The organism is Streptomyces sp. MB09-02B, from assembly GCF_033794485.1.
In the GTDB taxonomy this organism is placed as follows: domain Bacteria; phylum Actinomycetota; class Actinomycetes; order Streptomycetales; family Streptomycetaceae; genus Streptomyces.
This window is the reverse complement of record NZ_JARGEE010000085.1, coordinates 1-26,373: the sequence shown is the minus strand read 5'-3', so window position 1 is coordinate 26,373 and position 26,373 is coordinate 1. Positions and strand designations below refer to the sequence as shown.

Annotated in this window: 19 protein-coding genes and 1 tRNA gene; 5 read left to right on the top strand and 15 right to left on the bottom strand. The window is 69.6% G+C overall.

Annotation, left to right across the window (positions count from 1 at the left end; translation table 11 throughout):
- The first annotated feature begins 314 nt into the window (after positions 1 to 314).
- Positions 315 to 2,534 (top strand): NADP-dependent isocitrate dehydrogenase, encoded by a 2,220-nt coding sequence (locus tag P1P70_RS14910; protein ID WP_319237321.1) that lies wholly within the window; start codon positions 315 to 317, stop codon positions 2,532 to 2,534.
- A 79-nt stretch (positions 2,535 to 2,613) separates the two neighbouring features.
- Here the strand turns inward: P1P70_RS14910 and P1P70_RS14905 are convergent, their stop codons facing one another.
- Positions 2,614 to 3,582: an alpha/beta hydrolase gene (locus P1P70_RS14905; protein WP_319237320.1), complete on the bottom strand. Its 969-nt coding sequence runs from the start codon at positions 3,580 to 3,582 to the stop codon at positions 2,614 to 2,616.
- Positions 3,583 to 3,872: 290 nt separating this feature from the next.
- Between P1P70_RS14905 and P1P70_RS14900 the strand changes: the two genes are divergently transcribed.
- Positions 3,873 to 4,292 carry a MarR family winged helix-turn-helix transcriptional regulator gene (locus P1P70_RS14900; RefSeq protein WP_319237334.1) on the top strand — a complete coding sequence of 140 codons (420 nt, stop codon included), beginning with the start codon at positions 3,873 to 3,875 and terminating at the stop codon, positions 4,290 to 4,292.
- 24 nt (positions 4,293 to 4,316) lie between these two features.
- Here P1P70_RS14900 and P1P70_RS14895 read toward each other — a convergent pair whose 3' ends face one another.
- Positions 4,317 to 5,300 carry an aldo/keto reductase gene (locus P1P70_RS14895; RefSeq protein WP_319237319.1) on the bottom strand — a complete coding sequence of 328 codons (984 nt, stop codon included), beginning with the start codon at positions 5,298 to 5,300 and terminating at the stop codon, positions 4,317 to 4,319.
- A 143-nt stretch (positions 5,301 to 5,443) separates the two neighbouring features.
- Here P1P70_RS14895 and P1P70_RS14890 point away from each other — a divergent pair, with 143 nt between their 5' ends.
- Positions 5,444 to 6,430, top strand: coding sequence for a glycoside hydrolase family 43 protein (locus P1P70_RS14890; protein WP_319237333.1), 987 nt, complete (start codon positions 5,444 to 5,446; stop codon positions 6,428 to 6,430).
- Positions 6,431 to 6,627: 197 nt separating this feature from the next.
- Here P1P70_RS14890 and P1P70_RS14885 read toward each other — a convergent pair whose 3' ends face one another.
- Positions 6,628 to 6,807, bottom strand: coding sequence for a hypothetical protein (locus tag P1P70_RS14885; protein WP_319237318.1), 180 nt, complete (start codon positions 6,805 to 6,807; stop codon positions 6,628 to 6,630).
- Positions 6,808 to 7,122: 315 nt separating this feature from the next.
- On the opposite strand from P1P70_RS14885, the gene P1P70_RS14880 reads away from it, so the two are divergent.
- Positions 7,123 to 8,220, top strand: a complete 1,098-nt coding sequence (locus P1P70_RS14880; protein WP_319237317.1) for a helix-turn-helix domain-containing protein — start codon at positions 7,123 to 7,125, stop codon at positions 8,218 to 8,220.
- A gap of 56 nt (positions 8,221 to 8,276) precedes the next feature.
- Here P1P70_RS14880 and P1P70_RS14875 read toward each other — a convergent pair.
- The 12 genes from P1P70_RS14875 to P1P70_RS14820 form a co-directional block, all read right to left on the bottom strand.
- Positions 8,277 to 8,350, bottom strand: a tRNA-Pro gene (locus tag P1P70_RS14875).
- A 47-nt stretch (positions 8,351 to 8,397) separates the two neighbouring features.
- Positions 8,398 to 9,621, bottom strand: coding sequence for an FxsB family cyclophane-forming radical SAM/SPASM peptide maturase (locus P1P70_RS14870; RefSeq protein WP_319237316.1), 1,224 nt, complete (start codon positions 9,619 to 9,621; stop codon positions 8,398 to 8,400).
- Positions 9,622 to 9,647: 26 nt separating this feature from the next.
- A complete protein-coding gene (locus P1P70_RS14865) occupies positions 9,648 to 9,839 on the bottom strand; it encodes a hypothetical protein (protein WP_319237315.1) in 192 nt (63 codons plus the stop codon).
- A gap of 192 nt (positions 9,840 to 10,031) precedes the next feature.
- Entirely contained in the window at positions 10,032 to 14,000 is a 3,969-nt protein-coding gene (fxsT, locus tag P1P70_RS14860) for an FxSxx-COOH system tetratricopeptide repeat protein (RefSeq protein ID WP_319237314.1), read from the bottom strand.
- A 32-nt stretch (positions 14,001 to 14,032) separates the two neighbouring features.
- Positions 14,033 to 15,268: a TIR-like protein FxsC gene (locus tag P1P70_RS14855; RefSeq protein ID WP_319237313.1), complete on the bottom strand. Its 1,236-nt coding sequence runs from the start codon at positions 15,266 to 15,268 to the stop codon at positions 14,033 to 14,035.
- A gap of 131 nt (positions 15,269 to 15,399) precedes the next feature.
- On the bottom strand, positions 15,400 to 16,989 hold the full coding sequence (gene fxsT / locus P1P70_RS14850) for an FxSxx-COOH system tetratricopeptide repeat protein (protein ID WP_319237331.1): 1,590 nt from the start codon (positions 16,987 to 16,989) through the stop codon (positions 15,400 to 15,402).
- Positions 16,941 to 19,421, bottom strand: coding sequence for an FxSxx-COOH system tetratricopeptide repeat protein (fxsT, locus tag P1P70_RS14845; RefSeq protein ID WP_319237312.1), 2,481 nt, complete (start codon positions 19,419 to 19,421; stop codon positions 16,941 to 16,943). Before fxsT (P1P70_RS14845) ends, fxsT (P1P70_RS14850) begins: the two co-directional genes overlap by 49 nt.
- A 555-nt stretch (positions 19,422 to 19,976) precedes the next feature.
- The gene (gene fxsA / locus P1P70_RS14840; protein WP_319237311.1) at positions 19,977 to 20,159 is read right to left on the bottom strand and encodes an FxSxx-COOH cyclophane-containing RiPP peptide; all 183 of its coding nucleotides are present in this window, start codon (positions 20,157 to 20,159) and stop codon (positions 19,977 to 19,979) included.
- Positions 20,160 to 20,396: 237 nt separating this feature from the next.
- Positions 20,397 to 21,308, bottom strand: a complete 912-nt coding sequence (locus tag P1P70_RS14835; RefSeq protein ID WP_319237329.1) for a YceI family protein — start codon at positions 21,306 to 21,308, stop codon at positions 20,397 to 20,399.
- Between the two features lie 180 nt (positions 21,309 to 21,488).
- Positions 21,489 to 22,556 (bottom strand): maleylacetate reductase, encoded by a 1,068-nt coding sequence (locus P1P70_RS14830; protein ID WP_319237327.1) that lies wholly within the window; start codon positions 22,554 to 22,556, stop codon positions 21,489 to 21,491.
- A 5-nt stretch (positions 22,557 to 22,561) separates the two neighbouring features.
- Complete coding sequence (locus P1P70_RS14825) at positions 22,562 to 23,461, bottom strand: intradiol ring-cleavage dioxygenase (protein ID WP_319237324.1); 900 nt, start codon at positions 23,459 to 23,461, stop codon at positions 22,562 to 22,564.
- A gap of 229 nt (positions 23,462 to 23,690) precedes the next feature.
- Positions 23,691 to 25,457, bottom strand: coding sequence for an FAD-dependent monooxygenase (locus P1P70_RS14820; RefSeq protein WP_319237310.1), 1,767 nt, complete (start codon positions 25,455 to 25,457; stop codon positions 23,691 to 23,693).
- 153 nt (positions 25,458 to 25,610) lie between these two features.
- Here P1P70_RS14820 and P1P70_RS14815 point away from each other — a divergent pair.
- On the top strand, positions 25,611 to 26,373 hold a 763-nt coding region (locus P1P70_RS14815; RefSeq protein ID WP_413471471.1), incomplete at its 3' end, for a GAF domain-containing protein.

Sequence of the window (26,373 nt, the reverse complement as noted above, 5' to 3'; positions counted from 1 at the left end):
GGGCTGCGCCCCTTCGACCCCCAGGCGCGGGTCCGGTGGGGGCTGGTCGCGCAGTTCCCCGCGCCCCTGAAAGGCCTGCGGCCGTTTCTTCAGGGGCGCGGGGAACTGCGCGAACGGGGTCCGGGGCGGAGCCCCGAGTCTTTGACGCGGGGATCGAAGGGACGCGCAGCCCCTGGGGATGGGACGGGTAGGGGCGGCGGGGGCGAGAAAGATCCAAGGTGAGCCCCCGCACACACCGAACCCCTGTCGAGTCCCACCCCCACACGAGATATCTTGATGTCGAGCAATGTTGCAGACGTGGAGCGGAGCACCCGGTGACTGACTCGACCATCATCTACACGCACACTGACGAGGCGCCCGCCCTGGCGACCCACTCGTTCCTGCCCGTGATCAAGGCGTACGCCTCGCAGGCCGGTGTCTCCGTCGAGACCCGTGACATCTCGCTGGCCGGACGCATCATCGCCGTCTTCCCGGAGTACCTGGAGGAAGGGCAGCGCATCCCCGACGCCCTCTCCGAGCTGGGCGAACTGGCGAAGACCCCCGCGGCGAACATCATCAAGCTGCCGAACATCTCGGCGTCGATCCCCCAGCTCAAGGCCGCCGTCGCGGAGCTGCAGAGCCAGGGCTACGCCCTGCCGGACTACCCGGACGACCCGAAGACGGACGAGGAGCGCGAGATCCGCGCCCGCTACGACAAGATCAAGGGTTCCGCCGTGAACCCGGTCCTGCGAGAGGGCAACTCGGACCGCCGCGCCCCCGCGTCGGTCAAGAACTACGCCAAGACGCACCCGCACCGCATGGGTGCCTGGTCCGCCGACTCCAAGACGAACGTCGCGACCATGGGCGAGAACGACTTCCGCTCCACCGAGAAGTCCGCGGTGATCTCCGAGGCCGGCTCCCTGAAGATCGAGCTGGTCGGCGACGACGGCTCCACCACCGTGCTGCGCGAGTCCGTACCCGTCCTGGCGGGCGAGGTCGTCGACGCCTCCGTGATGCGGGTCGCCGCGCTGCGCGAGTTCCTGACCGCGCAGGTCGCCCGTGCCAAGGCCGAGGGTGTGCTGTTCTCCGTGCACCTCAAGGCCACGATGATGAAGGTCTCCGACCCGATCGTCTTCGGTCACGTGGTGCGCGCCTTCTTCCCGAAGACCTTCGCGAAGTACGGCGAGACGCTGGCCGCGGCCGGTCTCTCCCCGAACGACGGTCTGGGCGGCATCTACAAGGGCCTGGAGGCCCTGCCGGAGGGCGCCGAGATCAAGGCCTCCTTCGACGCCGAGCTCGCCGAGGGCCCGGCGCTGGCGATGGTCGACTCCGACAAGGGCATCACCAACCTGCACGTGCCGTCCGACGTCATCGTCGACGCCTCGATGCCGGCCATGATCCGCACCTCCGGCCACATGTGGGGCCCGGACGGCGCCGAGGCCGACACCCTCGCGGTGCTCCCGGACTCCTCGTACTCCGGTGTCTACCAGGTCGTCGTCGACGACTGCCGCGCCAACGGCGCCTACGACCCGTCGACCATGGGCTCCGTCCCGAACGTCGGCCTCATGGCGCAGAAGGCCGAGGAGTACGGCTCCCACGACAAGACCTTCGAGATCCCGACCACCGGCACGGTCCGCCTCGTCGACCAGGCCGGCAACGTGGTGATCGAGCAGACGGTCTCCGCCGGCGACATCTTCCGCGCCTGCCAGACCAAGGACGACCCGATCCGCGACTGGGTCAAGCTGGCCGTCACCCGCGCCCGCGCCACCGGCGACCCGGCGGTGTTCTGGCTGGACGAGACCCGCGCGCACGACGCCAACCTGATCGCCAAGGTCAACGCCTACCTGCCGGAGCACGACACCGAGGGCCTGGACATCCGCATCCTCGCCCCGGTCGAGGCCACCAAGCTGTCGGTGGAGCGCATCCGCCGCGGCGAGAACACCATCTCGGTGACCGGCAACGTGCTGCGTGACTACCTCACCGACCTGTTCCCCATCCTGGAGCTGGGCACCAGCGCCAAGATGCTGTCGGTCGTCCCGCTGATGGCGGGCGGCGGCCTCTTCGAGACGGGCGCCGGCGGCTCCGCCCCGAAGCACGTCCAGCAGCTGGTCAAGGAGGACTACCTGCGCTGGGACTCGCTCGGTGAGTTCTTCGCCCTGGTGCCGTCGCTTGAGCAGTACGCGACGGCCACCGGCAACACCAGGGCCAAGGTCCTCGCCGACACCCTGGACCGCGCCACGGCGACCTTCCTCAACGAGGACAAGTCCCCCTCGCGTCGTATCGGCGGTATCGACAACCGCGGCAGCCACTTCTTCCTGTCCCTGTACTGGGCCCAGGAGCTGGCCGCGCAGACCGACGACGCCGACCTGGCGAAGGCCTTCGCCCCGCTCGCCGAGACCCTCACGACGAACGAGCAGACCATCGTCGACGAGCTGATCGCCGTCCAGGGCAAGCCGGCCGACATCGGCGGCTACTACCAGCCCGACCCGGCCAAGGCCGCCGCGGTCATGCGCCCGTCGGCCACCTGGAACGAGGCGCTGGCGAACTTCGCCTGAGCCCTCGCCTCCGCATGACGCCGACCCCGGCCGGGACCACTCCCGGCCGGGGTCGGCCGCTTTCCGCCCCGCTCCACGCTCAGTCGGTGCCGAGCGCCGTGCGCAGGGTGGCGATCGCCTGCCCGATGGCGGCCTCGGCGGCCTGCGTCCCGCGCAGGGCGTCGAGCATCACGAAGTCGTGGATGATGCCCTGGTAGCGCACGGCGGTCACCGGCACCCCGGCCTCGCGCAGCTTGTTCGCGTACGCCTCGCCCTCGTCGCGCAGGACGTCGGCCTCGGCGGTGATCACGAGGGCGGGCGGGAGCCCCTGGAGCTGCTCGGTGGTGGCGCGCAGCGGTGAGGCGGTGATCTCGGCGCGGTCCTTCTCGCTGGTCGTGTACTGGTCCCAGAACCACCGCATGGCGTCGCGTCGCAGGAAGTAGCCCTCGGCGAACTGGCCGTAGGAGCCCGTGTCGAATGCGGCGTCGGTCACCGGGTAGAACAGCACCTGCTGGACCAGCGGGACATCGCCCCGCTCCTTGGCCATCAGCGTCAGCGCGGCCGTCATGTTGCCGCCGACGGAGTCACCGGCCACGGCGATCCGGCCGGCGTCCAGACCACGGCCGGCGCCCTCGGCGACGATCCAGCGGGCCACCGCGTAGTTCTGCTCGACGGCGACCGGGTAACGGGCCTCGGGCGAGAGGTCGTACTCGGGGAAGACGACCGCGGCCCGCGCGCCCACGGCCAGCTCGCGCACCAGCCGGTCGTGGGTGTGGGCGTTGCCGAACACCCAGCCCGCGCCGTGGATGTAGAGGATCACCGGCAGCACTCCCTCGGCTCCCGCCGGGCGGACGACACGGGCCCTGACCTCGCCGGTGGGCCCACCCGGCACGGTCACCCACTCCTCGTCCACGGCCGGCTTCCCGATGTCGCCCGACTGCACCTCGTCGACGACCTTGCGGCCCTCGACCGGACCGAGGTCGAAGAGGTACGGCGGGTTCGCGGTCGCCTCGGCGAAGGCCGCGGCGGCGGGTTCGAGGACGGGCCGGCGGTTGGTGGTCTCGGTCATGACGATCTCCTCGGAGCGGGTGCCGCGGGAGGGGGTCGGCCGGCGTCGTTCGCCGGGTCGGCGGCACACCACGAGAGTAGCGCCCTATTTAATCGTGCACAACTGATATGCCCACGATTTATTGCCGAGCGATCACTTCCTGCACAATCACTTCGTGCACGATAGAATGGAGTGACTCGCAGGTAGGGTGGGAGATCGTCATGCAGAGCACGGGACCGAGGAGCGACACCGTGAGCACAGCCGGCGACATCGTGAGCGCTGCCGGGGCGGAACCGGCCCAGGGGCACACACTGCTCCTGGACGACCAGCTCTGTTTCGCCCTGTACGCCGCCTCGCGCGCGGTGACGGCCCGCTACCGGCCGCTGCTCGACGCGCTGGGGCTGACCTATCCGCAGTACCTCGTCATGCTGGTGCTCTGGGAGCAGGACTCGATCTCCGTGCGCGACCTGGGCGCGGCGCTCCAGTTGGAGTCCAGCACCCTCTCCCCGCTGCTGAAGCGCCTGGAGGCCGGCGGCCTGCTGCGGCGCGAGCGCCGCAGGGACGACGAGCGTTCCGTCGCCATCCGCCTCACGGACTCCGGCGCCCGGCTCGAGGAGAGGGCCCGGACTGTCCCCGTGGAGATCGGCGAGGCCATGGGGCTGTCCCCCGAACAGCACACCATGGCCAAGCAGTTGCTGCGGCTGCTCACTTCCAACGTCAGCCGGACGTGACCGGCCGGCGCGGGCTCCCGCGCCTCAGTTCGCAGCGTCGAGCCTGACCCGCTGCTCGTGCGTCAACTCCAGCTCCACCGCGGCCAGGTTCTCCTCCAACTGCGCCACCGACGACACCCCGGCCAACGGAACGATCGGGAACCGGCCCCCCGACTGCCAGGCCAGCACGACCTGGTTGACGGTCGCGCCGGTCTCCCGCGCCACCTCGCCGAGCACCTTCGTCCGGGCGGGGGTGCCCGGGTGGTCGTAGTCGGACGGCAGCGCGTCCGGCCGTACGTAACCGCCCTTGAGCAGCGGTGAGTAGGCGACCAGAGTGAGGTCGGGCTCGGCCTCCAGATAGCTCAGCAGTTCGGCGGTGGCCGCGCCGAGGGTGCCGTCCGCCCAGAGGTCGTCCGGGACGTCGGTCCGCGGCCGCAGGTAGCTGTGGTGGTACTGGAGCACCTCGTAGCCCGGCAGGCCGGCCGCCGCGGCGAGGGCGCGCGCCCGCTCCACCCGCCACACGGCGTGGTTGCTCACGCCGAGCAGCCCGACCGTGCCCTCCGCGACGAGGGCCGCGAACCCCTCGACGGTCTCCCGCGTCGACACCGTACGGTCCTCGATGTGCGCGTAGAGCAGGTCGAGCCGCTCCACCCCGAGCCGCTCCCGGCTGCGCTCCGCCGACTCCCGGATGACCGCGGCCGACAGGCCCTCGGCGTTGTCGACATAGCCGGTGCCGGGCGCGAGGGGCCGGGCGCCCAGCTTGGTGGCGATGACGATCTCGTCACCGACGCCCCGGCTGCGCCGCCAGCGGCCGAGCAGTTCCTCGCTCTGGCCGCCCTGCCCGCCGTCGGTCCAGTAGGCGTAGTTGTCGGACGTGTCGATGAAGTTCCCGCCGGCTTCGACGTAGCGGTCGAGTATCGCGAAGGACGTCCTCTCGTCCGTCCGCGAGCCGAACAACATCGCGCCGAGCGCGAGCACACTGACCTCGCGACGGGTCCCGGGGTCACTGCCGATCGTGCGGTACCTCATGCCGTTGCCTCCCCTTCCGCCCGGCTCTCGGGCCCGCACGGGAGTCTGCAACTTGAAGCGCACGCGAAGTCAACGCCATTGCCGCGCACTATTCTTCGACCGTGATCGAACCGACGCACCGTCCCGAGCTGCGGCTTCCCGAGATGCCCCTGCACGATCCGTTCGTGGTCGCCGACGACACGACCCGCACGTACCACCTCTACACGTCCAACGACCCGGCCGTCTCGGGTGTGGAGGGCACCGGGACGATGGTCTACCGCAGCACCGACCTACGGGACTGGACCCGTCCCGTGGTGGTCTTCCGGACGGCCGACCAGCCGGGGATCTGGGCGAGCGACGGCGCGTGGGCGCCGGAGGTGCACGCATGGGACGGCCGGTACTACCTGTTCACCACGCTGCACGACGAGAACAAGCCGCTGGAGGTGCCGCCGGCCAACCGGTGGGGCACGCCGTTCCGGTTGCCGAACCACATGCGCGGCACCATCACGGCCGTGTCGGACTCCCTGACGGGGCCCTTCACCGTCGTCGACCCGGCGCGCCCCACCCCGCCCGAGAACCTCATGACCCTCGACGGCACGCTCTACGTCGACCCGTCCGGGCAGCCCTGGATGGTGTACGCGCACGAGTGGCTGCAGACCGTCGACGGGACCATGGAGGCGATCCGGCTGGCGCCCGACCTGACCCGGACCATCGGGGAACCGGTCTTCCTCTTCAAGGCCTCCGACGCGTCCTGGCTCACCGAGCAGATCCCCGGCGGGGTGCCGCACCAGCTCGCGCCGTACATCACCGACGGCCCCCAGCTGTACCGGACGCCCGACGACTCCCTGCTGATGCTGTGGTCGACGTACGAGAAGAACGTGGCCGGCGACGACGGCACCATCAGCGGCGGCTACGTCCAGACCTACGCGGTCTCCGGATCGGGTGACCTCACGGGGCCGTGGGAGCAACGACGGCCGCTGGTCCGGGAGGACAGCGGCCACGGCATGCTGTTCCGCACGTTCGACGGACAGTTGACGATGATCGTCCACCGCCCCTTCGAGAAGGCCCGGGGCAAGCTCTACGACATGGAGTTCGCCGGCAGCGAGTTGCGGGTGCTGCGCAGGCGTGCCGATCTCGACGGCGGCGGCTGACCCCGACGCCCGCGACCAGTCGCGCATGTTCCCCCGGGGAGGGACATGCGCGGCTCGGCGCTCGCGGTCGAGGTCCGTCCGCTACCGATCGGGGCCCGTCCGGTACGGATCGGGGCCCGTCCGGTACGGATCGGGGCCCGTCCGGTACGGATCGGGGCCCGTCCGGTACGGATCGGGGCCCGTCCGGTACGGATCGGTCAGGTGCAGCTCAGGTAGTTGTAGCCGACGACCCGCGTGCTGCCGTCACCGTCGGGGAAGGTGTAGTTGCCGTCCGCGTTGCGGCTGAGGTTGAAGTCGCGCACGATCCCGTCGTAACGCAGGTTCGCGGTCAGGCCGTCGGCGGTGCTGCCGAACACGAAGTACAGCCACTTGTCCATGTGCCCGAAGGTCTCCTGGCCGACTGATCCGTCGACACCGAGGGCGAAGTACCTCTGGTGTCGTCGGTGTAGCTGTCGGCACCGTAGACGTACGCGAGCCCGCTGTACGTCCCGCTCGCGGCGGCCGGCGTGGTCCCGAGCGGGAGGGTGGGATGCCGTCCCCCACGCCGCCTGGGAACTTCCCCCGGCTCTGGGACGCCGGTGGGACCATCGATGGAGCATGCACCGAACACACACGCGACGAACACAAGATGCGCACGAGGTGAAAATGCTCTAGGGTCCGATCTCCGACCGACCGATTACTAGGGGCAACCTGTGACAGCCACCGTCGATCCGGAACGATTCGCGGCGTTCCTGCGGTCGTTGAAGGAGCGGTCCGGCCTGAGTTACGAAGCGCTCGCCCAGCGCACCGGCAGCAGCAGATCCTCCCTCCACCGCTACTGCTCGGGTTCGTTCGTACCGCCGGACTACGGCCCCGTACACCGCTTCGCGTTGATCTGCGGAGCCTCCCCGACCGAGTTACGAGAACTGCACCGGCTCTGGGCCGTCGCGGACATGAGCCGGATGCGCGACGCGGGCGAGGGCGCGGGGGAAGGGAAAGCGGAAGGGGAGTCGAAGTCTCCGGAAGCGGTCGGGTCCCCCGCGAGAACGGACGTGACGGAACCGGTGCCGACGGCGGTGGTTGATGCCGCGCCGACGGCGACCGGGACCGGGACGGCGGCAGCAGCGGCAGCGGCGGTCAACCCCTGGCGCCGACGCGCGCTGCCGATCCTCGGCCTGTGCCTCCTCCTTCTGGTGGCCGGCGGGACCTGGATGACCCTGGCGACCCGTCAGCGGGCCGCCGCCGAGGACGCGGACGACGGACGACTGCTGTTCTCGGCCGCGTGCGCGGAACCGGTCGGCATGGGACAGCACGACACCTGTGTCGAGGAGGTGCAGCGACTGCTCGCCGCGGCCGGCGCGGACATCTCCGTGGACAGCTCCTTCGGACCGCAGACCCTGCGTCGCGTCACCGCGTTCCAGGTGCTGCACGACCTCGATCCGGACGGCGTGGTCGGCACCGAGACGAAGCGGGCGCTCTACGCCCCGAAGGCGCGCGTACGAAGCTGGTCACCGAAGAAGGTGCGACAGCGCATCCGCCAGGTGTTCGCGGAGGACCCCGACCACGCGGTCGCGATCGCCGACTGCCAGTCGTTCCTCGACCCGCTCCACATCCTGCCGAACACCAACGGCACCAGGAACTGGGGGGTCTTCCAGATCTCCGACACCCGGCTGCGCGAACTCGGCGGCACCCCGCGCAAGGCCCTGGAACCGGAGTGGAACATCCAGGCGGCCCACCGACTGTGGGAACGCGCGGGCGACTTCGGTGACTGGCCCTACTGCGAGCGCGCGTACACCGAGTCCTCCTCCTGAACCGAGAAAGCCGTACCGGCTGCACCGATACGGCTTTCGACCTGCCGCTCAGCAAGTCGGGACGACAGGATTTGAACCTGCGACCCCTTGACCCCCAGTCAAGTGCGCTACCAAGCTGCGCCACGTCCCGTCGCGTCCGTCACGGTGCTCCGTGTGAACGCGCAGGTAAACCCTACCCTACGTGCCCCTGGCACCGAGTTCGGGCAGCCCCTGCGGCGTCCCGGCGAGGTCCGCGCGAAGGCGGGCCCGGATGTGCAGGATCAGTGCGGCCAGGTCGGCGCAGTACACGGACGGGTTGCGGAAGCCGGTGCCGGGGGCGTACCGGTGGGCGAAGAGTCCGCCCCCGCACACGGTGACCAGGGGGCAGCGTCCGCAGATGGGCCCCAACCCGACGGTGCCCGACTGGCGCTGACGGATCTGCGGTTGGTCGAGGACTTCGTCGAAGGTGTGCCGGAAGACGTCGAGACCCGTCTCCGGCGCCCCTTCGTAGGCGACCTTGAGGGAGTCGGACTGCTCGATGGAGCCGTCGGTCTCGATGACGGCCAGCGTCGCCGGGGCCAGGCCGACGGACTCGGTGCGCATCGCGCCCCCGAGGACACCGGCCATCAGCTCTTCGAAGAGCCGGACGCCTGTCTCCCGTACGGGCGCGTCGTACCAACGGTCGAACACGAGCCGCAGCCAGTCGGCGTACGGCGTCCCTCCCTGGTTGGGCGGCGTCATGGGGTGAGCGGTCACGGGCGGAACGACGGGTATCCGCTGCCGACGATCGGCGAGTCCCGGGGGTGGGGTCTCCCAGGTGCCGTGCGGCAGAAGGAGGTCGATGCGCGGAGGGCGCGAGTCCAGCAGGGCCTCGTAGGTCTCCACGGGGTCGTTGGCCAGGTCGATCGTGCACAGCAGGCCCGCGTACAGGTGCCGGTACTCGGGCGCGCCGAGCCGAGCGAGGCCCTCCAGCACGCGCCCATGGCTCCCCCGGCCCCTGGGGAACCTCCGGTGCCGGTCGTGGCCGGCGCGGGTGCCGTCGAGGCTGACGCTGACGCCGACCCGGTACCGCCGCAGCACGTCCAGGTTGTCGGGGGTGAGGAGCACGCCGTTGGTCTGCAGGGAGAAGCGGACGGGCACGTCGGCCTCCGCCAGCCCCTTCTCGAGAACCTCGAGCAGTTCCCCGAGCCGCCTGGCCCCGAGGAGCAGCGGCTCCCCACCGTGCAGGACGACCCGCACATCGGGCAGCCGATGGGCCACGGCGTGCTCGACGACCCGCCGCACCACCTGCCGGGCGACGGCCGGCTCCATCACCCGGGGTTTGGCCTGCCAGCTGGTGTCGGCGGAGTGGTAGACGTAGCAGTAGTCACAGTCCAGGTTGCAACGGCTGTGCACCTTGAGGATGAACTGGCTCAGGGACACGTAAGTCAACCGGACCGACGGAGAGGTCACCGCATCGGTGATTCAGCGTAGATTGCCGACTCGAACTCGGCGAAGTGCGCGGCATCCGGATCAGCGGCCTCCTGTTCGAGGCGGCGCAGCATGTGGCCAAGGACGTTGTTCGCGGTGACGGTGCGAGTACGGTCCTCGACAGACCGCTCCAGGCCCACACTGGGAATGACAGGGGCCGTGGTGGGCACGACTGTCGAGGACGATTGAAATGGCACCGCTCTCCTCAGGAGTCAAAGCTGATCAGGGGCGTCCGCTCGGCGGGATACGCCCTCGTGTGCGGAGGATAGCAGCGGCCAAAATCGGACGGCGGGACCCTGCACAGGGTGCCACACAGAGCCTCGGCGCGCTGATTGAGCCTGAACCTGGTTCATGGCACGGAATCAGAAGGTGAAGGGTGATTCGATGTCCGCGTCCAGACGCACTCCGCTCGCCACCGCCTCGTGGGTCGGGTGGTTTTCGCCCAGGGTGCGGACCGCGAGTTGCAGAGCGCCGTTGCGGTGCTCCTGCGACTCCTCCGTCGCGCCGCACCCGGCGAGGTCGACCGCGAGGTTGGAACGCAAGGTGACGATGTCGTAGTGGTCGTCTCCCAGGATCCCGACCGCCCCCGCCAGCGCGCGGCGTTCGAGGTCGATGGCAGCCTCCGGCTCGCCGCCGTCAGCAAGGCAATTGGCGTAGTTGATCATTGCGTCCAACGTGTAGGGGTGGTCCGCCCCCAGAGTCTCGGTCAATGCCCGCAGAGCACCTTCGGACGTGGCACGGGCAGTTGCTGCCCGACTGCGCAGCCGTAGATAGATCGCCAGGTTGTTCTGACACCCCAGTGTGTAGGGGTGTGACGCCCCCAGCGTCTTCCTCTGGCGGGCCAGAATGTGTTCGGCATGGTCATGGGCGCTGTCGACCTCGTCGAGGGCCGCGAGGACGTTGGCCAGGTCGGCGCGGGCCGCGAGGGTGTCGGGGTGGTCCCTTCCCCGGTCCTCGGCGTAGACCAGATGGACGGACGAGACGAGGTCGTGGGCCTCCTCGTAGCGGCCTGCCCGGCGCAGTGCCACCGCGTGGTTGCGTTGGGTGGACAGCGTCTGGGGGTGCCTGGGGCCGAGCTTTTCCCAAAGCTTCTGACACGTCTCTTCCAGAAGGACGAGTGCGGTCCAGAGATCACCCGTCTCACGCAGGTCGCGGGCGTAGTTGGAGGCCGCGCTGAGGGTGTAGATGTTCGTGGGGCCATTGAGCTCGAGCCGGTCGAGGTAGACCTTCCGGTGGATCTCCAGCGCCGCGCGCCGGTTCCCGCACAGATACTCGGCGACACCGAGATTGCTGGCGTGCATGGACAACCTGAGTTCGTTGGGGCCCCAAAGCTCCTTGCTGGCCTCGTAGGTCGCGCGGTCCCACTCCCGAGCCTCGGTGTAGCGGCCCAGCGCGTTCAGGTCGGCGGCCACGTTCGTGGCCGCGAACAGAGTTCGTCGGCGATCAGGATTCTCGAGCGCCGCCAACCTGCGGTGAACGTCGCGGTCGTTCTTCCATGCCTCGCGCGAGTCGCCCTGGGAACGCAGCACGTTGCCGAGTTGGATGCGCAGAGCCAGAACCTGGATGTTGTCCGGGCCCAAGCGCTCGGTCCATGCCTCGATGACCCGCCGGGCGGTGTCCCTGGCTGATGCCAGCAGATTACGGCGCCACAGGCAGCGCACGGTGTCGATGATCCACTGTTGTACTTCCCGATCATCGCTGTCCGCTGCCCGGCTGGGCCACAGGTGCGGCAGCAACTGCGCATAGCGGGGCCACTTGTCCGGGTTGACCGGGGCCCTGGGGTTACCGGCGGCCAGCGCCGCGTGCACCACGGAACGCAGGCGCAGGCTTCGCTCGGCGGGGAGCGAATGCCGGACCTCGGCCTGTACGAGACGGTGGACGACGAGGGTGCCCTCGCTCCTGTTGGCTTGGGCCAGCCCGAACCGGTTGATCTCCTGGAAGATCTTGCCGATGGTCACCGCGATGGTCACCTCGTCCCGGGGGACGCCCTCGTCGAGCGTGAGGGCGTCCATCAAGGAGGGGGTGTAAAGAAGATCCATGGGAATGGGGTCGGCGCCGAAGAAACAACAGATCTCCAACAGGTCCGCCGCAGCGGGGTTGTTGGCCCGGATCTCCTCCAACGACACAAGCCAGCCCGCCATCTCCAGTGAGGGCTTCTCGGTGCGTTTGAGCAATTCCGTCGTCTGTGTACGCAGCAGATGCAGATAGTGGTCGACGGGCATGGCGGTGACGTCCAGCCACACAGCGGCCTGGTGGATGGCGAGGGGGAGGTCACCGAGTTCGTGCGCGATCTGCCCCGCACTGTCCTGGGCGAGGCTCGGGTTGTGCCGACTGAGGAGAGCCACACTCTCGGCCCTGCTGAACACCTCGACCGGGAGTACGTTTCCGACTTCTTCCCACGTGCGGTCGCGGGAGGTGACGAGCACATGCCCACCCGGCGGCATCTCGGCGGGCAGCCACTCGGCCGTCCCGCCCGGGGCACCCGCGCTGTCGAAGACGATCAGCCAGTTGCCGTACGGCGTTCCGCCGGCCAGAGCCCTGAGCACGCGCTGGGCGGTGGCCGGGGTGTCGTCCCCCTGTTCGATGCCGAGTTCGGGTGCGAGGCGCGCGAGTCCGGAGGCGATGGCCGCGGGTTCGGCGGCCGGAACCCACCACACCACGTCGTAGGCGCCGAGATAGCGATAGGTGTACTCCAGGGCCGTCTGCGTCTTGCCGACCCCTCCGAGGCCCACGAGGACGTGGGGCTTCGAGGATCCCTCGGTGGACGTCAGCCGGTTTCGCAGTTCGTGGAGCAGGGCGTTCCGTCCGGTGAAGCCGATGTTCTGCTGCGGCAGCGACACGACAGGCGTCGTCGTGCCCGGATAGCGCGGGGGTTCCGGAGTGGGCAGGGCGGGTACCCCGCGCGCCGGGGCAGAAGGGGGAGGGCCGACACTCTGCCGCAGTCGGCGTACGGCGTTCACAGCCGTGAGGTGGGCGATGCTGGGGGCGTCCGCGCGGTCGAAGGGCGGCTCGAGCATGCGCGTGGCCTCGTGGATGCGAACCGCCACGACCTCGGGGGCCAGTGCCCGTTCCCTGGCCTTCAAGGCCCTCCAGAGCGCCCCGGCCTGCGGCAGCGCCGCGTACTTCTCGGACAGCAGAACGAGGACCCTGCCCACTTCGGCCAGGGTACGCAACATGTCCGGAGCGGTCTCGCGCCGCTCGGTTTCGGTGATGTCCCGCAGAGTGACGTGGAACCCGGTGGACTCCAGATGCCACGCTGCCCACTCCGCCCAGATCCGGTCCTCAGGTGCGTAACTGACCAGGAGACGGGCGGCGTTGCTGGCCCTGCTCTTGTTCATGTACGCGGTCAGCAGCCGTTGCCTCTCCTCGTCCCTCAGAGGAACAACGCGCTCGACCTCGCCCTCGGTGAGCCAGTTCGTCAGCCGTTCACATGACGCCAGTACCGTGCCTTCCTGTAACGGCCGGTCCCCGACCGTCGCCAAAATCTCCTCGTACGCGTAGAACGTCTTGTAGGGGATCTCCACATCGCCCCAGTACTTCTCGATGGTGTCCTCCCCCACCCACGACAGATGAGCGCCGAAGACATCCCTGGCGCGGTCGCGGCTGATCTCCAACCGTTCCCGCTCGGCGTCCTCGACCCGCATGGGCACGGGCAGTAGGCGTATCTTCCGTTGGGCGCCCCGGGTCACAGCCCGCGCCACGTGCGCGGATCCGCGAATGTTCTGCAGGTTGTAGACGAACCCCAGTACCAGGAGGTCGGGGAACAGCACGGTGCAGATGCCCGAGGTGTCGGTGACTCCGGTACGGCTGTCGATCAGGACGTAGTCGTAGCGGACGGCCATCTCCGTGCGCAGCGCCGCCAGGAACTTGCCGCCGCCGAGATCCCTGTAGAAGGCACGCCAGTCGAAGGAGGTGACTGCGTCCGAGTAGGCCGCGTTCTGTCGTCCGGCGGGCAGGAAGTCCAGCCGCCCGCCGCTCGCGAACCTGAGGTCGAGTCCGACGACGTACGGCGTGAGGTCCAGGGTCCGGCGGAACCAGCCGTCGTCCTGCGGGACCTTTGGACGACCGGGCAGGAGCACCTCGTTCTGGTATGCGCGCAGCAGGTCGATCAGGCCGTCGGTGTCACGCAGTTCGGGGTCGGTGAGCAGCGGGTGGAAATAGCTGTGCAGCCCTGGGGCCTCCAGGTCCCAGTCGACGACCAGGACGCGCTTGCCCTGGCTGGCCAGGATCCACGCGACGTTCGCCAGGGCCAGCGTCCGTCCGACGCCCCCCTTGAACGAGTAGAACGTGATGATCTGGCCTTTGCCGTCCCGTGCGCTGGAGGGGCTCATCCGGTCTCCTGGGCAGTCGTGGTCGGGCGACGTCAGAGTCGGGGCATCGGCTGGGGCGACGGGCCCGGTGGCAGACGCCGGGCATTCCCCCTGGCGGCGATCCGGTTCTGGGTCACGGTCACCGCCCGTGCGAGCATGGCGTCGAAGTCGTGCTGGTCCACCGGCGCCCAGAACACCGGGTCGTGGGGATCGTTCCGGCGCATCCAGTTCCGCTCGAAGACGCCTCTGACGCCGTCCCACAGTTCCGCGTTGTCCGTACGCGACTCCGTGTCGTGCTCGTGGCAGGGCACCAGGACCGCGGTTGTCGGGTGGTGCATCTGGTCGTATTTGACGAGCACCCCCCGATACGGCGCCTCGCACGCCGACCAGGCGTCCACCAGCAGGACACACGCCTGATTGAGGTGGAGTGCCCTGTTGAGACAGCGGATCAGCTGGGTGCTCACCGCCCTTACGCTCGCGGTGTGTCCGTCCCCGGTGATGACGCGCTTCGCGCGCTCCACCACCGTCGGGAGGCTCGGTGGGCTGTACGGCGCCCACAGGCACGGCGCCTCCCCGTAGTACGTGGTGCCGGAACGACCCATCGGGGGACGCGACTTGGTGCCGGCCGCGACGAATATCATGACGTGACCGGCGAGTTCGGTCGCCTCTTCGGCCGGGAAACAGCCCTGGACGGTCGAGAGGTCGAAGTCCGGTGGTTCGTCGACGGGAAGGTTGAACGGGTCCGCCGCATCGCGCACCCGGCGGGCCACATGCTCGACCACGTTCCAGTACGCCGCGCCACCCGGGTCCGACTGCATCAGTTGCAGCAGCCCGTGCTCGAGGTACGTCTCCCCGAGGCCCGGCTCGGTGTACTGGACGGCTTTGACCTCGGCCGGCATCCGGCGCTGCGGCACGGGCTCCCAGAGCACAGGGACCAGCGCTCGCGGTTGGACTGAGGTCTTGTCCTGGTAGCGCTTCACCCGCGCGGCGAAGTGGGTCCACTCCTTGCCGCAGTACTCACTGCGGAAGTACGCCTCCGAGTAGAGCGCGACCATGGCCCTGCACGAGCCGACCGCCCGGCTAAGTTCCAGCAACCAGTCGTCGCCGAGGAGGATGTTCTCGACGTCACGGAAGGTGGGCTGCCGAGCCGCCACTGTCATGGGCAGGTCAAGTACCTGCAGCAGGTCACTGTAGAACCGCCCCACGTAAGCAGCGCGGTCGTCCCACCGGGCATAGCTGAGAAAGAAATACGGCTGATCCAAGGCGCCCCCCAGCGTGCCGCGCCGCACCGACGGCACCGAGGTACTACCCAGCCACTGCCGCTCTCAGACATCCGAGCGGCTGTCGAGTGAACAGTCGACGACGGTGGCCTCGGCTCCGTGCTGCCTCCGGCGCGGCTGGGTGTCCTCAAGCCCGGGCGTCAGCTGACCGGTTGCTCGATATCCGCGTCGATGGGCCGCCAGTTGGTGACAGCCGCGGTCAGCGGGTGGTCACCGCCGAGTTCCTTGCTCTCCCAAGCACGCCGCTTCGCCTCGGCGTGGAGGCGGTCGGCTTCCTCGTGTGACCTCTCGGACTCGTCCGACGAGTCCCGGCGCAGTTGGACCGCCAGGTTCGAGGCGGCGGCGATGGAGAGGTAGTGGTCGGCACCGAGCACACCCGTGAGGCGCTCGTAGGCCTCACGGGCCACAGCCACGGTCTTGGGTTGATCATCGTTCGCCGACAGGTCCGTCGCGTGGTTCAGCATGCACGTGAGTGTGTACGGATGCCGGGCCCCGAGCAGCCGGCGGAATCGGTCGGCGGTGCGGGTCGACAGTTCCAGAGCGGCCTGCGGCTGTCCGGTCAGGCGGAGCAGCACAGCGAGGTTGTTGGCGCAGGTGAGGGTGAACACATGGTCCGGGCCGAAGCGGCGCTCATAGTGGGCGAGGGTGTTTTTCGCCAGTTCGCGGCCGCTTTCCGCCTCGCCCCGGTCGTAGAGGTCCGCGCTCAGGTTCGTCGCGATGGCGAGGGTGTCGTGATGGTCGGAACCCAGTTGTTTCTTCGCCTGCTCGTAGGTCTCGCTGGTCAGCTCGTACGCGTCTTCGTACTGGCCGAGCCGGCGGTGCAGGACGGCCACCCCGAGGGAAGCGCGGAAGGTGATCAGATGGCCGGGACCGAGCGCGCGCCGACTGCGCCTCAGCGTGTCCTGCAGCAGCTTCAGCGCGTCGTGAAGCGCTCCGGCGGCGCGCAGGTCGCGGGCGTAGTTCGTCGCGGAGTTGAGCGTGGCGCGCTGGTCGGGGCCGAAGATCTCCCGCCGCTGTTTCAGGATCTCCCGGTTGGTGTCGCGAGCTGCCTGCCGGTTGCCCGACAGGAACTCGGACACGGCGAGGTTCCCTGCCGCGGCCAGGGTACGTGCGTGGCCATCGCCCAGGAGCCGCTTGGTCCGTCGCAGGGTCTCCCGGTCGCTCTCCATGGCGTCGGCGTACCGGCCGACGCTGCGAAGGTCCGAGCCGAGACTCATGGCCGCGCTCAACGTGTACGGGTGGTCCTCTCCGAGAACCCTGCCGGCCCGCTCGAAGACATCGCTGGTCACCTCGTACGCCTCGGGCAGGCGGCCCTGCTCACGCAGCGCGTTGCCGAGTTCGGTGCGCAGCCGCAGGACGAGCGCGTCGTCCTCGCCGAAGCGGGGCAGCCAGTTGTCGAGGACCTGCCGGGCCGTGCTGTTGGCGGTCTCGGCGTCGCCGCGGCGCCACAGATAGCGCACGGTGTCGCAGATCCACTGCCGCACCGGGAGGTTGCGGCTCTCTTCTGCCCGGGTGGGCCGCAGATGCGGCAGCAGTGTGGCGTAACGCTGCCAGGTGTCGGACTCGTCGGGGTCCTTGGGGTTGGTCTGGCCCAGCACGGCCTGAGCGCGTTCCCGCAGGGCCGTCTGCTCGTCAGGGGTGAGCTGGTCCCGGAGCACGCGTTGGATGAGACGGTGCAGGGTCAGCGTGTCGGTCCGCTGGTCGACCTGGGCGAGCCCGTTGCGGACGATCTCTCGTAGAGCCTGCTCATCAGCAGCGGGTCGGAGAGGCTCGGATCGTGGCCTTCGAGCAGTTCGAGGGCCGGACGGCTGCTGAGCATGTCCCGGGGGATCGGATCAGGCCCGAAGAACGCGCACAACTGGAGCAGGGCCGCCGCGGCGGGGGTACGGGACTTCAGTCGGTCGAGTGACCAGGTGGCCACTGCCGACGTCGGGTAGTCGGGTGCAGACTGGCTGCGCAGGATGTCGGTCATCTGGGTTCGGAGCATCTCCACATAGGTGTCCACGGGCATCGCCGATTCCTGAACGGAGGCGGCGGCGAGGCTCACGGCCAGCGGGAAGTCCCCGAGTTCCTCGGCGACCCGGGCCGCCTCAGCGGGCTCCAGGTCCGGGTTGTAGCGGCGCAGCAGGGCGACGCTCTCCTCGCGGGTGAAAAGGTCCACCTCAACGCGCGCGGCGCGTTCCGCCCAGGCGGGGTTCCGCGAGGTGATGAGGATGTGGCGACCGGGCCCACTGTCCGGAACCAGACCGTCCAGGTCGGACGGCTTCTCGGCGTTGTCATAGACAAGCAGCCAACGCGCGTGGGGGATGCCGCGACGCAGCATCTCCAAGACCTCGTTGCATACGGCCGTCAAGTCCTTGCCGACAAGGGGCACATCGAGATGCCCGGCCAGGGTGATCAGGTCCTGGCGGATCTGCGTCGGCTCCGCCGCGTTGATCCACCAGACGAGAGCGTAGTCCGACTCGAAGCGGTACGCGTACTCGAGAGCGAGTTGCGTCTTGCCCACTCCACCCAGCCCGTAGAGAGCTTGCGGCAACACGGCGGTGGTGCCGGCTAGCAAACTGTCACGCAGCTTCTCCATGAGTGTGCGGCGGCCGGTGAAGACAGCGTTGCGTTGTGGTCGCCCCCCGATGACCTGCGGTGGAGTACCTGGAAGCGGTGCCGTCGCTGCCAGTTCGTCGACCGTTGGGCGAGTCCCCGGCTCGGCCGCGCCGACCCGGTCGACGGTGGTCAGCAGGCGGGTCACGGCCTCCTCGGCACTGACACCAGCGAGGCTGACCGTCGGAAGGGGCGCGAACTCCACCGGGAGCGGTGAAGCGTCGACCCGCAGAGAGAGGGCCATTCCGATCCGGCCGGACGGATCCCTGCGGCTGATCCGCTGCTGGATCTCCCGCGCCCGCGGCTGGGCGGTGTATTGAGGCGAGAGCAGCACCACCATGCGGGCCTCGCCCTCCAGCGTGGCCCTGAGACCCGCCGGTGCGGCGGTGGCTCCGACGTCGTCCGCTTCGATCGGGGCGAGTGTCGCCTCGTAGCCGGCCGCCCGCAGCACCTTGGCCGTCCAGTCGGCCCACGGCCGGTCGGTAGCGGCGTAGCTGACGTAGAACTCCCTGCGCATGATCGGGGAGGTCCGCTCGTACTCGGCGCGCAGCGTCCTACGGTAGGGCTCCGGCATGTTCTCCAGCTGGGTCACACGGTTGTCGGTGAGCCGAGCGGTCAGTCGTTCGAAGGCGGAGAGCAGCGTGCCCTCCTGTCGGCGCTCTCCGACGGTGGCGGGGATCTCCTCGTACGCGTAACTGGGTTTGTACGGGATCTCGACGCTGCTCCAGTACTGGTCCAGTTCCTCGGGCGGCAACCACTCCAGGAAGGGGGCGAACAGGCTGCGGGCCTGGTAGCGGCCGGCCTCCAGACGGTCGCGGCCGGCGTCCTCGACGCGCATGGGGACCGGCACGATACGGATGTTGCGCTGGGTATGAGCGATGCGGCGGATCGAGCGCGCCACATGTGCGGCGCCGTTGACGCCCTGTCGGCTGAGGGTGAAGCAGTCCACCACGATGTCCGGCATGACGACCGTGCAGATGCTGGCGGTGTCGCTGAGGCCGGTCTGGCTGTCGATCAGCACGTAGTCGTAGCGTGCGGCCATGTCATTGCGGAGCGCGGTGAGGAAGTCGGCGCCGCCCATGCGGTAGAAGGTGCCCCAGTCGAAGGTGCTGACCTTGACCGCGTAGGTGTCGGGGTCCTGCACTCCGGCGGGCAGGAGGTCCAGTTTTCCGCCCGGTGGCAGCCTGAGTTCGGTGCTGATGGCGTACCGGTCGACCCGTGCTCGTTCCCGGTGGTCCGCTCCTTCCGGCCGAGGTGGGTCCGCTTCGTTCTGCGGGGTTGGTCCGGCCGGGCCGGAGTCCACGAGGGGTACCACCGCATGCCGGGCGAAGTCGCCGACCATCTCGATGACACCGGGACTCTCGGTGAGCTCCGGATCGGCAAGCAGAGGCTGGAGATAGGTGTGCAGTCCCGGGGCTTCCAGGTCCCAGTCCACGACGAGGACACGCAGGCCGTTGCTCGCCAGGATCCAGGCCGTGTTGACGAGCGCCATGGTGCGGCCCGTACCGCCTTTGAAGGAGTAGAAGGTGATGATGGTTCCGCTGCCGCGGTCGTCATGGGTCATCGTCTTGCTCTTCCTCAAAGGGCATGGGCTTGAGAAGGCAGGAGGGGCGGGTGGCGATCGGTCTCGCGAGTCCGGGACGGCTCTTGCAGGATTCCGAAAGAGACGAGGTCGTTCTGAGCCTTTGGCGACCGCCGCGTGAAGCGTCCCGTCGAACTGAACCGCACCGATACCCGGCCGATCCAAGGGAAGCGGATCCCCGGCCCCTTTCGCCCAGTTACAGGGGGACATCCCGGACCGCCGCCCAGTAGGCCTTGCTCCGGCTCCGTCACCCGCCTCTTCCGGGTCGCAAGAAACCATGGCCGCGCTGCCCGGATCCGTACCGTGCAACCGCGTCCTCCCCGCCCCGACGACGATGAGCTGCTCGCCGACGTGTGCTCTTCCGACGAGCAGCGGTTCACCACCGTGCAGGGTGATGCGCACCAGGTCAGTCCCTGTTCACGGGCGTGTTCAACACATGGCAACAGCCACAGGAAAGGTTACACAAATCGTGTCTCTTCAGCAGGAATTGCTGGAAGGGGAGGATGGACAAGCCGCCGGGCCCGGCCTCCGCCGTCGTCACAGCGCACTCTCGAAGACGACACAGGTCGTCTTCGGCCCATTGTCTCGCTCTTGAAGAAGGCGCCGCACGGCGTGACCCAACGCCGTCTCCTCGCCGACCACCTCTTCCAGCCGACCGGACGACACGTCGGAGATGTCGATCTGCGGCGTGCGGTCGTGGCTGTTCCGAGGCGCGTCCATGCCTTGCTGCCCCCTGAGAACCGATGGATGCGGAAGAGCTCCCCGCCCCGGCGTAGACCCTGTCCCTGCTCTGCCAGTGCTCTTCGCACGTCCACAAGACAGTTCGTCCCATACTTGCGCATGGGGGCGGTGTTTCGGCAGCGGATTCCGAAGAATGGTGCGGCGATCCCTGAAACTGAATGCCGCCCTTCCGAAAGAGCCGGATCCGAACAGAGGTCGCGCACACCCTGTGCGTGTCTACTCCGGCGGCGTGGGTGTGTCGTGGGTGCGGTACATCGCCTGGACGTCCAGCTCGAGTTGGATGGTGGGGCCTACGACCGCTATGCCTCGGGCGAGCATGGAGCGCCAGTTCAGGGTGTAGTCCTCGCGGTGGAGTTCGGACTTGGCGAGGGCGGCGCAGCGGAGTTCCTCGCCGTAGCCGCCGTTGACGGTGCCGAGGTAGGTGGTGTCGAGGGAGACGGAGCGGCTGACGCCGTGCATGGTGAGGCTGCCCTGGAGGGTCCACTTGCTGCCGCCGCGGTAGGCGAAGCGCGTGCTGGTGAAGTCGATGTACGGGAAGCGTTCGACGTCGAGGAAGTCGGCGGAACGCAGGTGCGTGTCGCGGGTGTTGTTGCCGGTGTTGATGCTGGACGCGTCGATGCGGACGTGGACGCGTGACTGCGTCATGTCCTGCGTGATCGCGAGGCCGCCCTCGAAGCGTTCGAAGCGGCCGTGCACATGGGCCATGCCCACGTGCTTGGCGATGAAGCGGATCGCGGTGTGGGGCGGGTCGAAGAGCCAGGTCCCGGGCGGCGGGAGTTCCAGCGCGCGGGCCGACTGCAGCCACACCCGTTCCCGTGAGACACCGGTGTCCGCGGTGACCTCGACCGTCTCCCGGTGCGGTTCCCATCCCTCAGCCATGATCAACATGCTGTAGGTGCCTGGTGGGAGAGCGGCCGTGAAGAAGCCGTACGGGTCGGTCGCGCCGCGTGCCGCCACGCGGTGGCTGCGTAGTTCCGTCACGGTGACGTCCGCTGCGCCCATGGGCTGGTTCACGGGGTCCAGCACCTCACGGAGGACGACACCCGCGCCGTCCGGCACCGGGAACAGGGCGCCCGCGGCGCCTCCGGGGGCATTCCCGCGTCGCCTCCGGAGCAGTCCGAGGGGCATGGTGTTCACCTTTCGATTCTCGTCATCGGTTGTTGTCGTCGGTTCTTGTCGTCGATTCACGGCGTCGATTCACGGCGTCGGTTCACGGCGGCGATTCACGGCGGCGATTCGCGTCACGCGTTCGCGTCGTGCGACCGCGTCGGCGGCGGTGCGTCGGGCGGGGTCGACGGGGCGGGAGGGTCAGGTCCACACCGGAGGTCGGTCGCCGGCGTGCGCCGCCCTCAGGATCTCCAGGGCGTCCGCCGTGGAGATCGGGCGCGGGTTGGCGTACGCCTGTGCCGTCACCTGCGCCGCAGCCGTCGCCAAGTCGGCTTCGGCCAGGCCGAGTTCCGCCAGCGACCGGGGGGCGCCGAGGCGGCCCGAGAGGTCCCACAGGCCCCGGGCGGCGTCGTCGGTGGTGAGCGCTCGGGCGAGCGCCGCCATGGCCTCGGGGGCGGCCGGGGCGTTGTAGGCGAGGGCGTACGGGAGGACGACCGTGTGGGTCTCGGCGTGTGGGAGGCCGAAGGTGCCGCCGAGGACGTGGCACAGCTTGTGGTGCAGGCCCATCGTGGTCGCGCCGAGCGCCGTGCCGCAGAGCCAGGCGCCGTAGAGGGCACGGCCGCGCGCCTCCAGGTCCCCGGGGTCGGCCGCCACGTCGGGCAGCGCGCCGGCCATCGCCCGGGCGCCCTCCTGCGCCGTGAGCGACACCAGCGGCGAGGCGTCCGGCGCGTACAGGGCCTCGGCGGCGTGGGCGACGGCGTTGATGCCGCTGGTCACGGAGAGGGGCACCGGGAGGGTGAGGGTGAGTCCGGGGTCGTAGACGACGCTGCGCGGCAGGACCGACCGGGCACGGCCGGTGCGCTTGGCGCCGCGCTCGGTCAGGCCCCAGACCGGGGTCATCTCGGAGCCCGAGTACGTCGACGGCACGGCGATCAGCGGGAGTTCGGTGCGCAGCGCGATCGCCTTGCCCAGTCCGATCGCCGAGCCGCCGCCGACCGCCACGCAGCCGTCCGCGCCCACGGCCCGCGCGGCGCGGACCGCCTCGTCGGCCACCTCCACGGGCACGTGCTGGCGAGCCTGCGCGAACACTCCGGCGCACGCGTCGCCGAGCGCCCGCGCGACAGCCCGTGCGGTCTCGGCGCCTCTCGGCCCGCAGACCACCAACAGGGCGCGCAGCCCGAGCCGTTCGGCCTCCTCCGGCACCGCCGTCACCGATGCGCCGGGGCGCATCACGACCCGCATCGGCTGGGCCTCGTACACGAACTCCATCGCCGTCACGACCTCTCCGGGTGGCGCTCGGCCGGTACGTCGTCCGACGTGTTGAGCACGAGGTCGAAGCGCGCGTGGCGGAACGGGTTCGCGATGCCGAACCGCCGTGCCAGCGACGGGTCGTCGGTCTCCGCGAAGTCCTGTACGAGGCTCTCCTTGACCGCGAAGACCGCGTCCGAGTCGAGGTGCTCGCTGCCGGCCACGAAGATGTGCGTGGTGACCGGGGTGTGTCCCTCGGCCGAGGCGATGAAGTGGATGTGCGCCGGGCGGTAGGGGTGCCGGGCCGTCGCCCGGAGGAGGTCACCGACCGGGCCGTCCGTGGGGATGGGATACGGGCTCGGCACACAGGTACGGAACCAGAAGCGCCCCTCGGTGTCGGCCGTGAACAGTCCGCGGCCGTTGCCCGCCGGCTGGACGTCGGGCTGCTGGACGTCGTAGTAGCCCTCGGCGTCCGCCTGCCAGACGTCGAGGGTCGCGCCGGGGAGCGGGGTGCCGTCCCGGGAGAGCACACGTCCGCTGATCACGCACGCTTCGCCGGCGCCGACCAGGTCGATGTCGGCGCCGAGTTCGCGGGCCGGGGACTCGGTCATGTGGAACGGGCCGAGGACCGTCGACTCGGTCGCGCCCGCGCGCTCGTCGCTGTTGATGGTCTCGACGAGCATCGAGACGCCGAGGACGTCCGACAGGAGGACGAACTCCTGCCGGGTGTCCGTGCAGGCCTGCCCGGTCGCCGTGAGGAAGGCGATCGCCCGCTCCCACTCCGCCGTCGTGGGCTCGGTCTCGCGGACGAAGGCGTGGAGGTGGCGGGTGAGGGCGGCCAGCAGCTCACGCAGGCGCGGATCAGCCGTGCCGTCGAGGCTGGCGACGACGGCCTCCGTGATGCGGGTGGTGAATTCGGTGGTCATGTCCGTGGTCATACCACTGCTCGCGCCCTCGTCGACGTCCCTGCGCGCGGTGCTCGTCCCGGTGCTCGTCCCGGTGTTCGCACCGGTATTCGCCCCGGTGCGCTCCCCGGTGTTCGCACCGGTGCTCTGGCCCGTGGTCTGGCCCGTGCCGGCGTCCACGGCCGGATCGTGGCTCGCGTCCCTCATCGGATTGTCGCTCGCGTCCCTGGTCATGTCTGAGGCCCTCCGGTCAGCCGTGCCCGAGGATCCGCCGCACCGCCCCGGTCAGCAGCCGTTCGGCCTCCTCGGGGGACGCGGCCGCCGTCGCGTGGCGGAAGGCGACGTAGCCGTCCGGCCGTACGAGGAGCGCTCCCCCGTCGGCGGTCTCGCGGAGCCGTGCCCAGTCGCCGTACGGGTCCTCGTACTCCTGGCCGGGGCCGATGACGGCGGTGGCGATCTCCAGGTCCTGGGCCTCGGCGGCCCGTAGCCAGTGGGCGCCGCCGATACCGGTGAGCAGGGTGAAGCGGCCCCGGCCGACGGTGTCGAGGGTGGAGAGGGTGCGGGTGCCGGAGGTGATCCAGGCGTGCGGGAGCTTGGCTCCGGGGCGGGAGGTCGGCTGGTGGTACAGCTCGGGGTCGCGGTCGAAGCCGGGGTCCGGCGTGCCGTCGGGGACGACCGCCGCGGAACTGTCGGCGGAGTACCGCTGGTTGAGGTCGACGCCGTGCGCGTTGAACTCGTACACCTTGAACGCGATCGCCTCCCGGAGCCTCGCCCGCTGCTTCTCGGCGGCCTCGGTGTCGTCCTTGCGGGCGGTGATGTTGGCCCACAGCTGTTCGGGGGTCTGCGGGGCGAGCCCGTCGAGCGCCTCGAAGACGGGGGCGGTCTCGCCGATGGACTTGTTGGCGCGGGTGACGATCTGCCTGCCGATCGGGGCGCGTTCGGCGGTGTAGGTGTCGAGGAGCGCGGGGGACGCGGTGCCGTCGAGGACGAGCTTGAGCTTCCAGGCCAGGTTGTAGGCGTCCTGGATGGAGGTGTTGGAGCCGAGGCCGTTGGACGGCGGGTGGCGGTGGGTGGCGTCGCCGGCGCAGAAGACCCGCCCGTCGGAGTAGGTCTCGGCGTACATCTCGTTGACGGTCCAGGCCGACGACGACTTGACGGTCACCGGGATCTCGTCGTCGCCGACCAGCCTGCGGACGATCGACTCGGCGTACTCGGTGGTCAGGTCGGGGGCTCCGGCGGTGACGTCATAGCCCCAGACGATCAGCCACTCGTTCCAGGGGCGTACGCACCGCACCAGGCCCGCGCCGATACCGCCGACGGTGGCGCCGGGGGCCAGCACCCAGTAGAGGGTGGACGGGCGGTGCGCCGTGTACTTGGACAGGTCCATGTCGAAGACGATGTTGATGCTGCCGGCCACGCCCATCTGGCCGCCCATGGGTAGCCCGGCGTCCTCGGCGACCTGGGAGCGGCCGCCGTCGGCGCCGATCAGGTACTTGGCGCGGATGGTGTACTCGTCGCCGCGCAGCCGGTCCTCGACGGTGACCGTGACGCCGTCGTCGTCCTGGACGAAGGACTTGTAGACCGTGCTGAAGCGCAGGTTCGTGCCGCGTGCGACGGCCGCGTCGACGAGGACGGGCTCCATGAGGTGCTGCGGCATGTCGCACATGCGGGTGGGGCTGGCCAGTTCGTGCGCGGCCTGGACGAGCGGGTCGTTGCCCCAGGAGCGGATCCGGCCCAACTCCTCCCCCGCGAGGCTGGTGCAGAAGGTCGTGTCGCCCATCAGCCGCTGCGGCGTGGCCTTCGCGACGACCTCGTCCTCGACGCCGAGGTCGCGCAGCACCTCCATGGTGCGCTGGTTGGTGATGTGCGCGCGGGGCGTGTCCGCGAGGCTCGCGTAGCGGGTGACCACGATGTTCGGGACGCCGTACGTACTCAGGGCGAGCGCGGCGGAGGCGCCGGCGGGGCCACTGCCCACGATCAGCACGTCGGTCACGACATCGGGCTCGACGATGTGCACGGGAGACGCTCCAGGGAATGAGGACAGGCACCGACCGTTCAAGATCATGGAGGGTGGCGCGGGAGCGTGGGTGTCTCAATAAGAGACAGTGCGTGCCGTTTGCTCGAGGTGGTTGTTGCCCGTTCAACCACAGCAGGTACGGTGAGTGGTGTCGTGACCACCGCCGAGCATCTCCCCGTCGACCCTGCCATGGCATCGCTGCGCAGGGCCCGTGAGTCGTTCCTCGAAGGGCGCCGACTGCCCGACGGGGTGCCGGAGGAGGTGGTCGCCGCCTGGAGGCGCGCCCGGTTCTTCGGCGTACGACATGACGGCGTACGGCCTGACGGTGTAGGGCCTGACGGCGTACGCCACGGCGGTGCAGGGCCTGGTGACGTGTGCGCCGATGGCGTACGGCCCGACGGCGAAGCCGCCGACGGCGTACGACCGGGCGAGTCGGACCTGTTGGCGGCGGCCCGGCCGGTGCTCGAACGGCTGGCCCCCGCCTTGGGCACCGGGAGGACGGCGCTCCTGCTGACCGACGAGCGGCTGCGGGTGCTGTGGGCGACCGGGTGCGCGCCGGGCGATCCGTGCCGCGAGGACCTGTCCGAGCAGGTGGTCGGCCCCAACAGCGCGGCGCTGGCACTGCGCACCCGCCGTCGCGCCGAGGTGCACGGCCCGGAGCACTTCCTCGATCTGTGGCAGGACGTGTCCGCCGTCAGCGTGCCCGTGCTCGGGCCGGAGACCGGGCGGACCGTGGGCACGGTGACGGTCACCTCCGAGTTGTGCGCCGGGTGCGCTCCGCACCCGTGGGCCTCCCTCGCCGAGGCGGCCGCCGGCGCCGTGGAGGCGGAGCTGCTGGCGCGGTCGCGGCCGGCCGAGCGGATCCTGCTGGACGCGTATCTGCGGGCCGGGCGGGAGCTGTCTCTTATACAAATCT

Coding starts and splice junctions, on each gene's coding strand:
- P1P70_RS14885 (WP_319237318.1), bottom strand. CDS start 6,807: ATGGACAAGTGGCTGTACTTCGTGTTCGGCAGCACCGCCGACGGCCTG.
- P1P70_RS14835 (WP_319237329.1), bottom strand. CDS start 21,308: ATGCCCCTCGGACTGCTCCGGAGGCGACGCGGGAATGCCCCCGGAGGC.
- P1P70_RS14905 (WP_319237320.1), bottom strand. CDS start 3,582: ATGACCGAGACCACCAACCGCCGGCCCGTCCTCGAACCCGCCGCCGCG.
- P1P70_RS14890 (WP_319237333.1), top strand. CDS start 5,444: ATGCCCCTGCACGATCCGTTCGTGGTCGCCGACGACACGACCCGCACG.
- fxsA (WP_319237311.1), bottom strand. CDS start 20,159: ATGGACGCGCCTCGGAACAGCCACGACCGCACGCCGCAGATCGACATC.
- P1P70_RS14825 (WP_319237324.1), bottom strand. CDS start 23,461: ATGACCACCGAATTCACCACCCGCATCACGGAGGCCGTCGTCGCCAGC.
- P1P70_RS14895 (WP_319237319.1), bottom strand. CDS start 5,300: ATGAGGTACCGCACGATCGGCAGTGACCCCGGGACCCGTCGCGAGGTC.
- fxsT (WP_319237314.1), bottom strand. CDS start 14,000: ATGAGCCCCTCCAGCGCACGGGACGGCAAAGGCCAGATCATCACGTTC.
- P1P70_RS14830 (WP_319237327.1), bottom strand. CDS start 22,556: ATGGAGTTCGTGTACGAGGCCCAGCCGATGCGGGTCGTGATGCGCCCC.
- fxsT (WP_319237312.1), bottom strand. CDS start 19,421: ATGACCCATGACGACCGCGGCAGCGGAACCATCATCACCTTCTACTCC.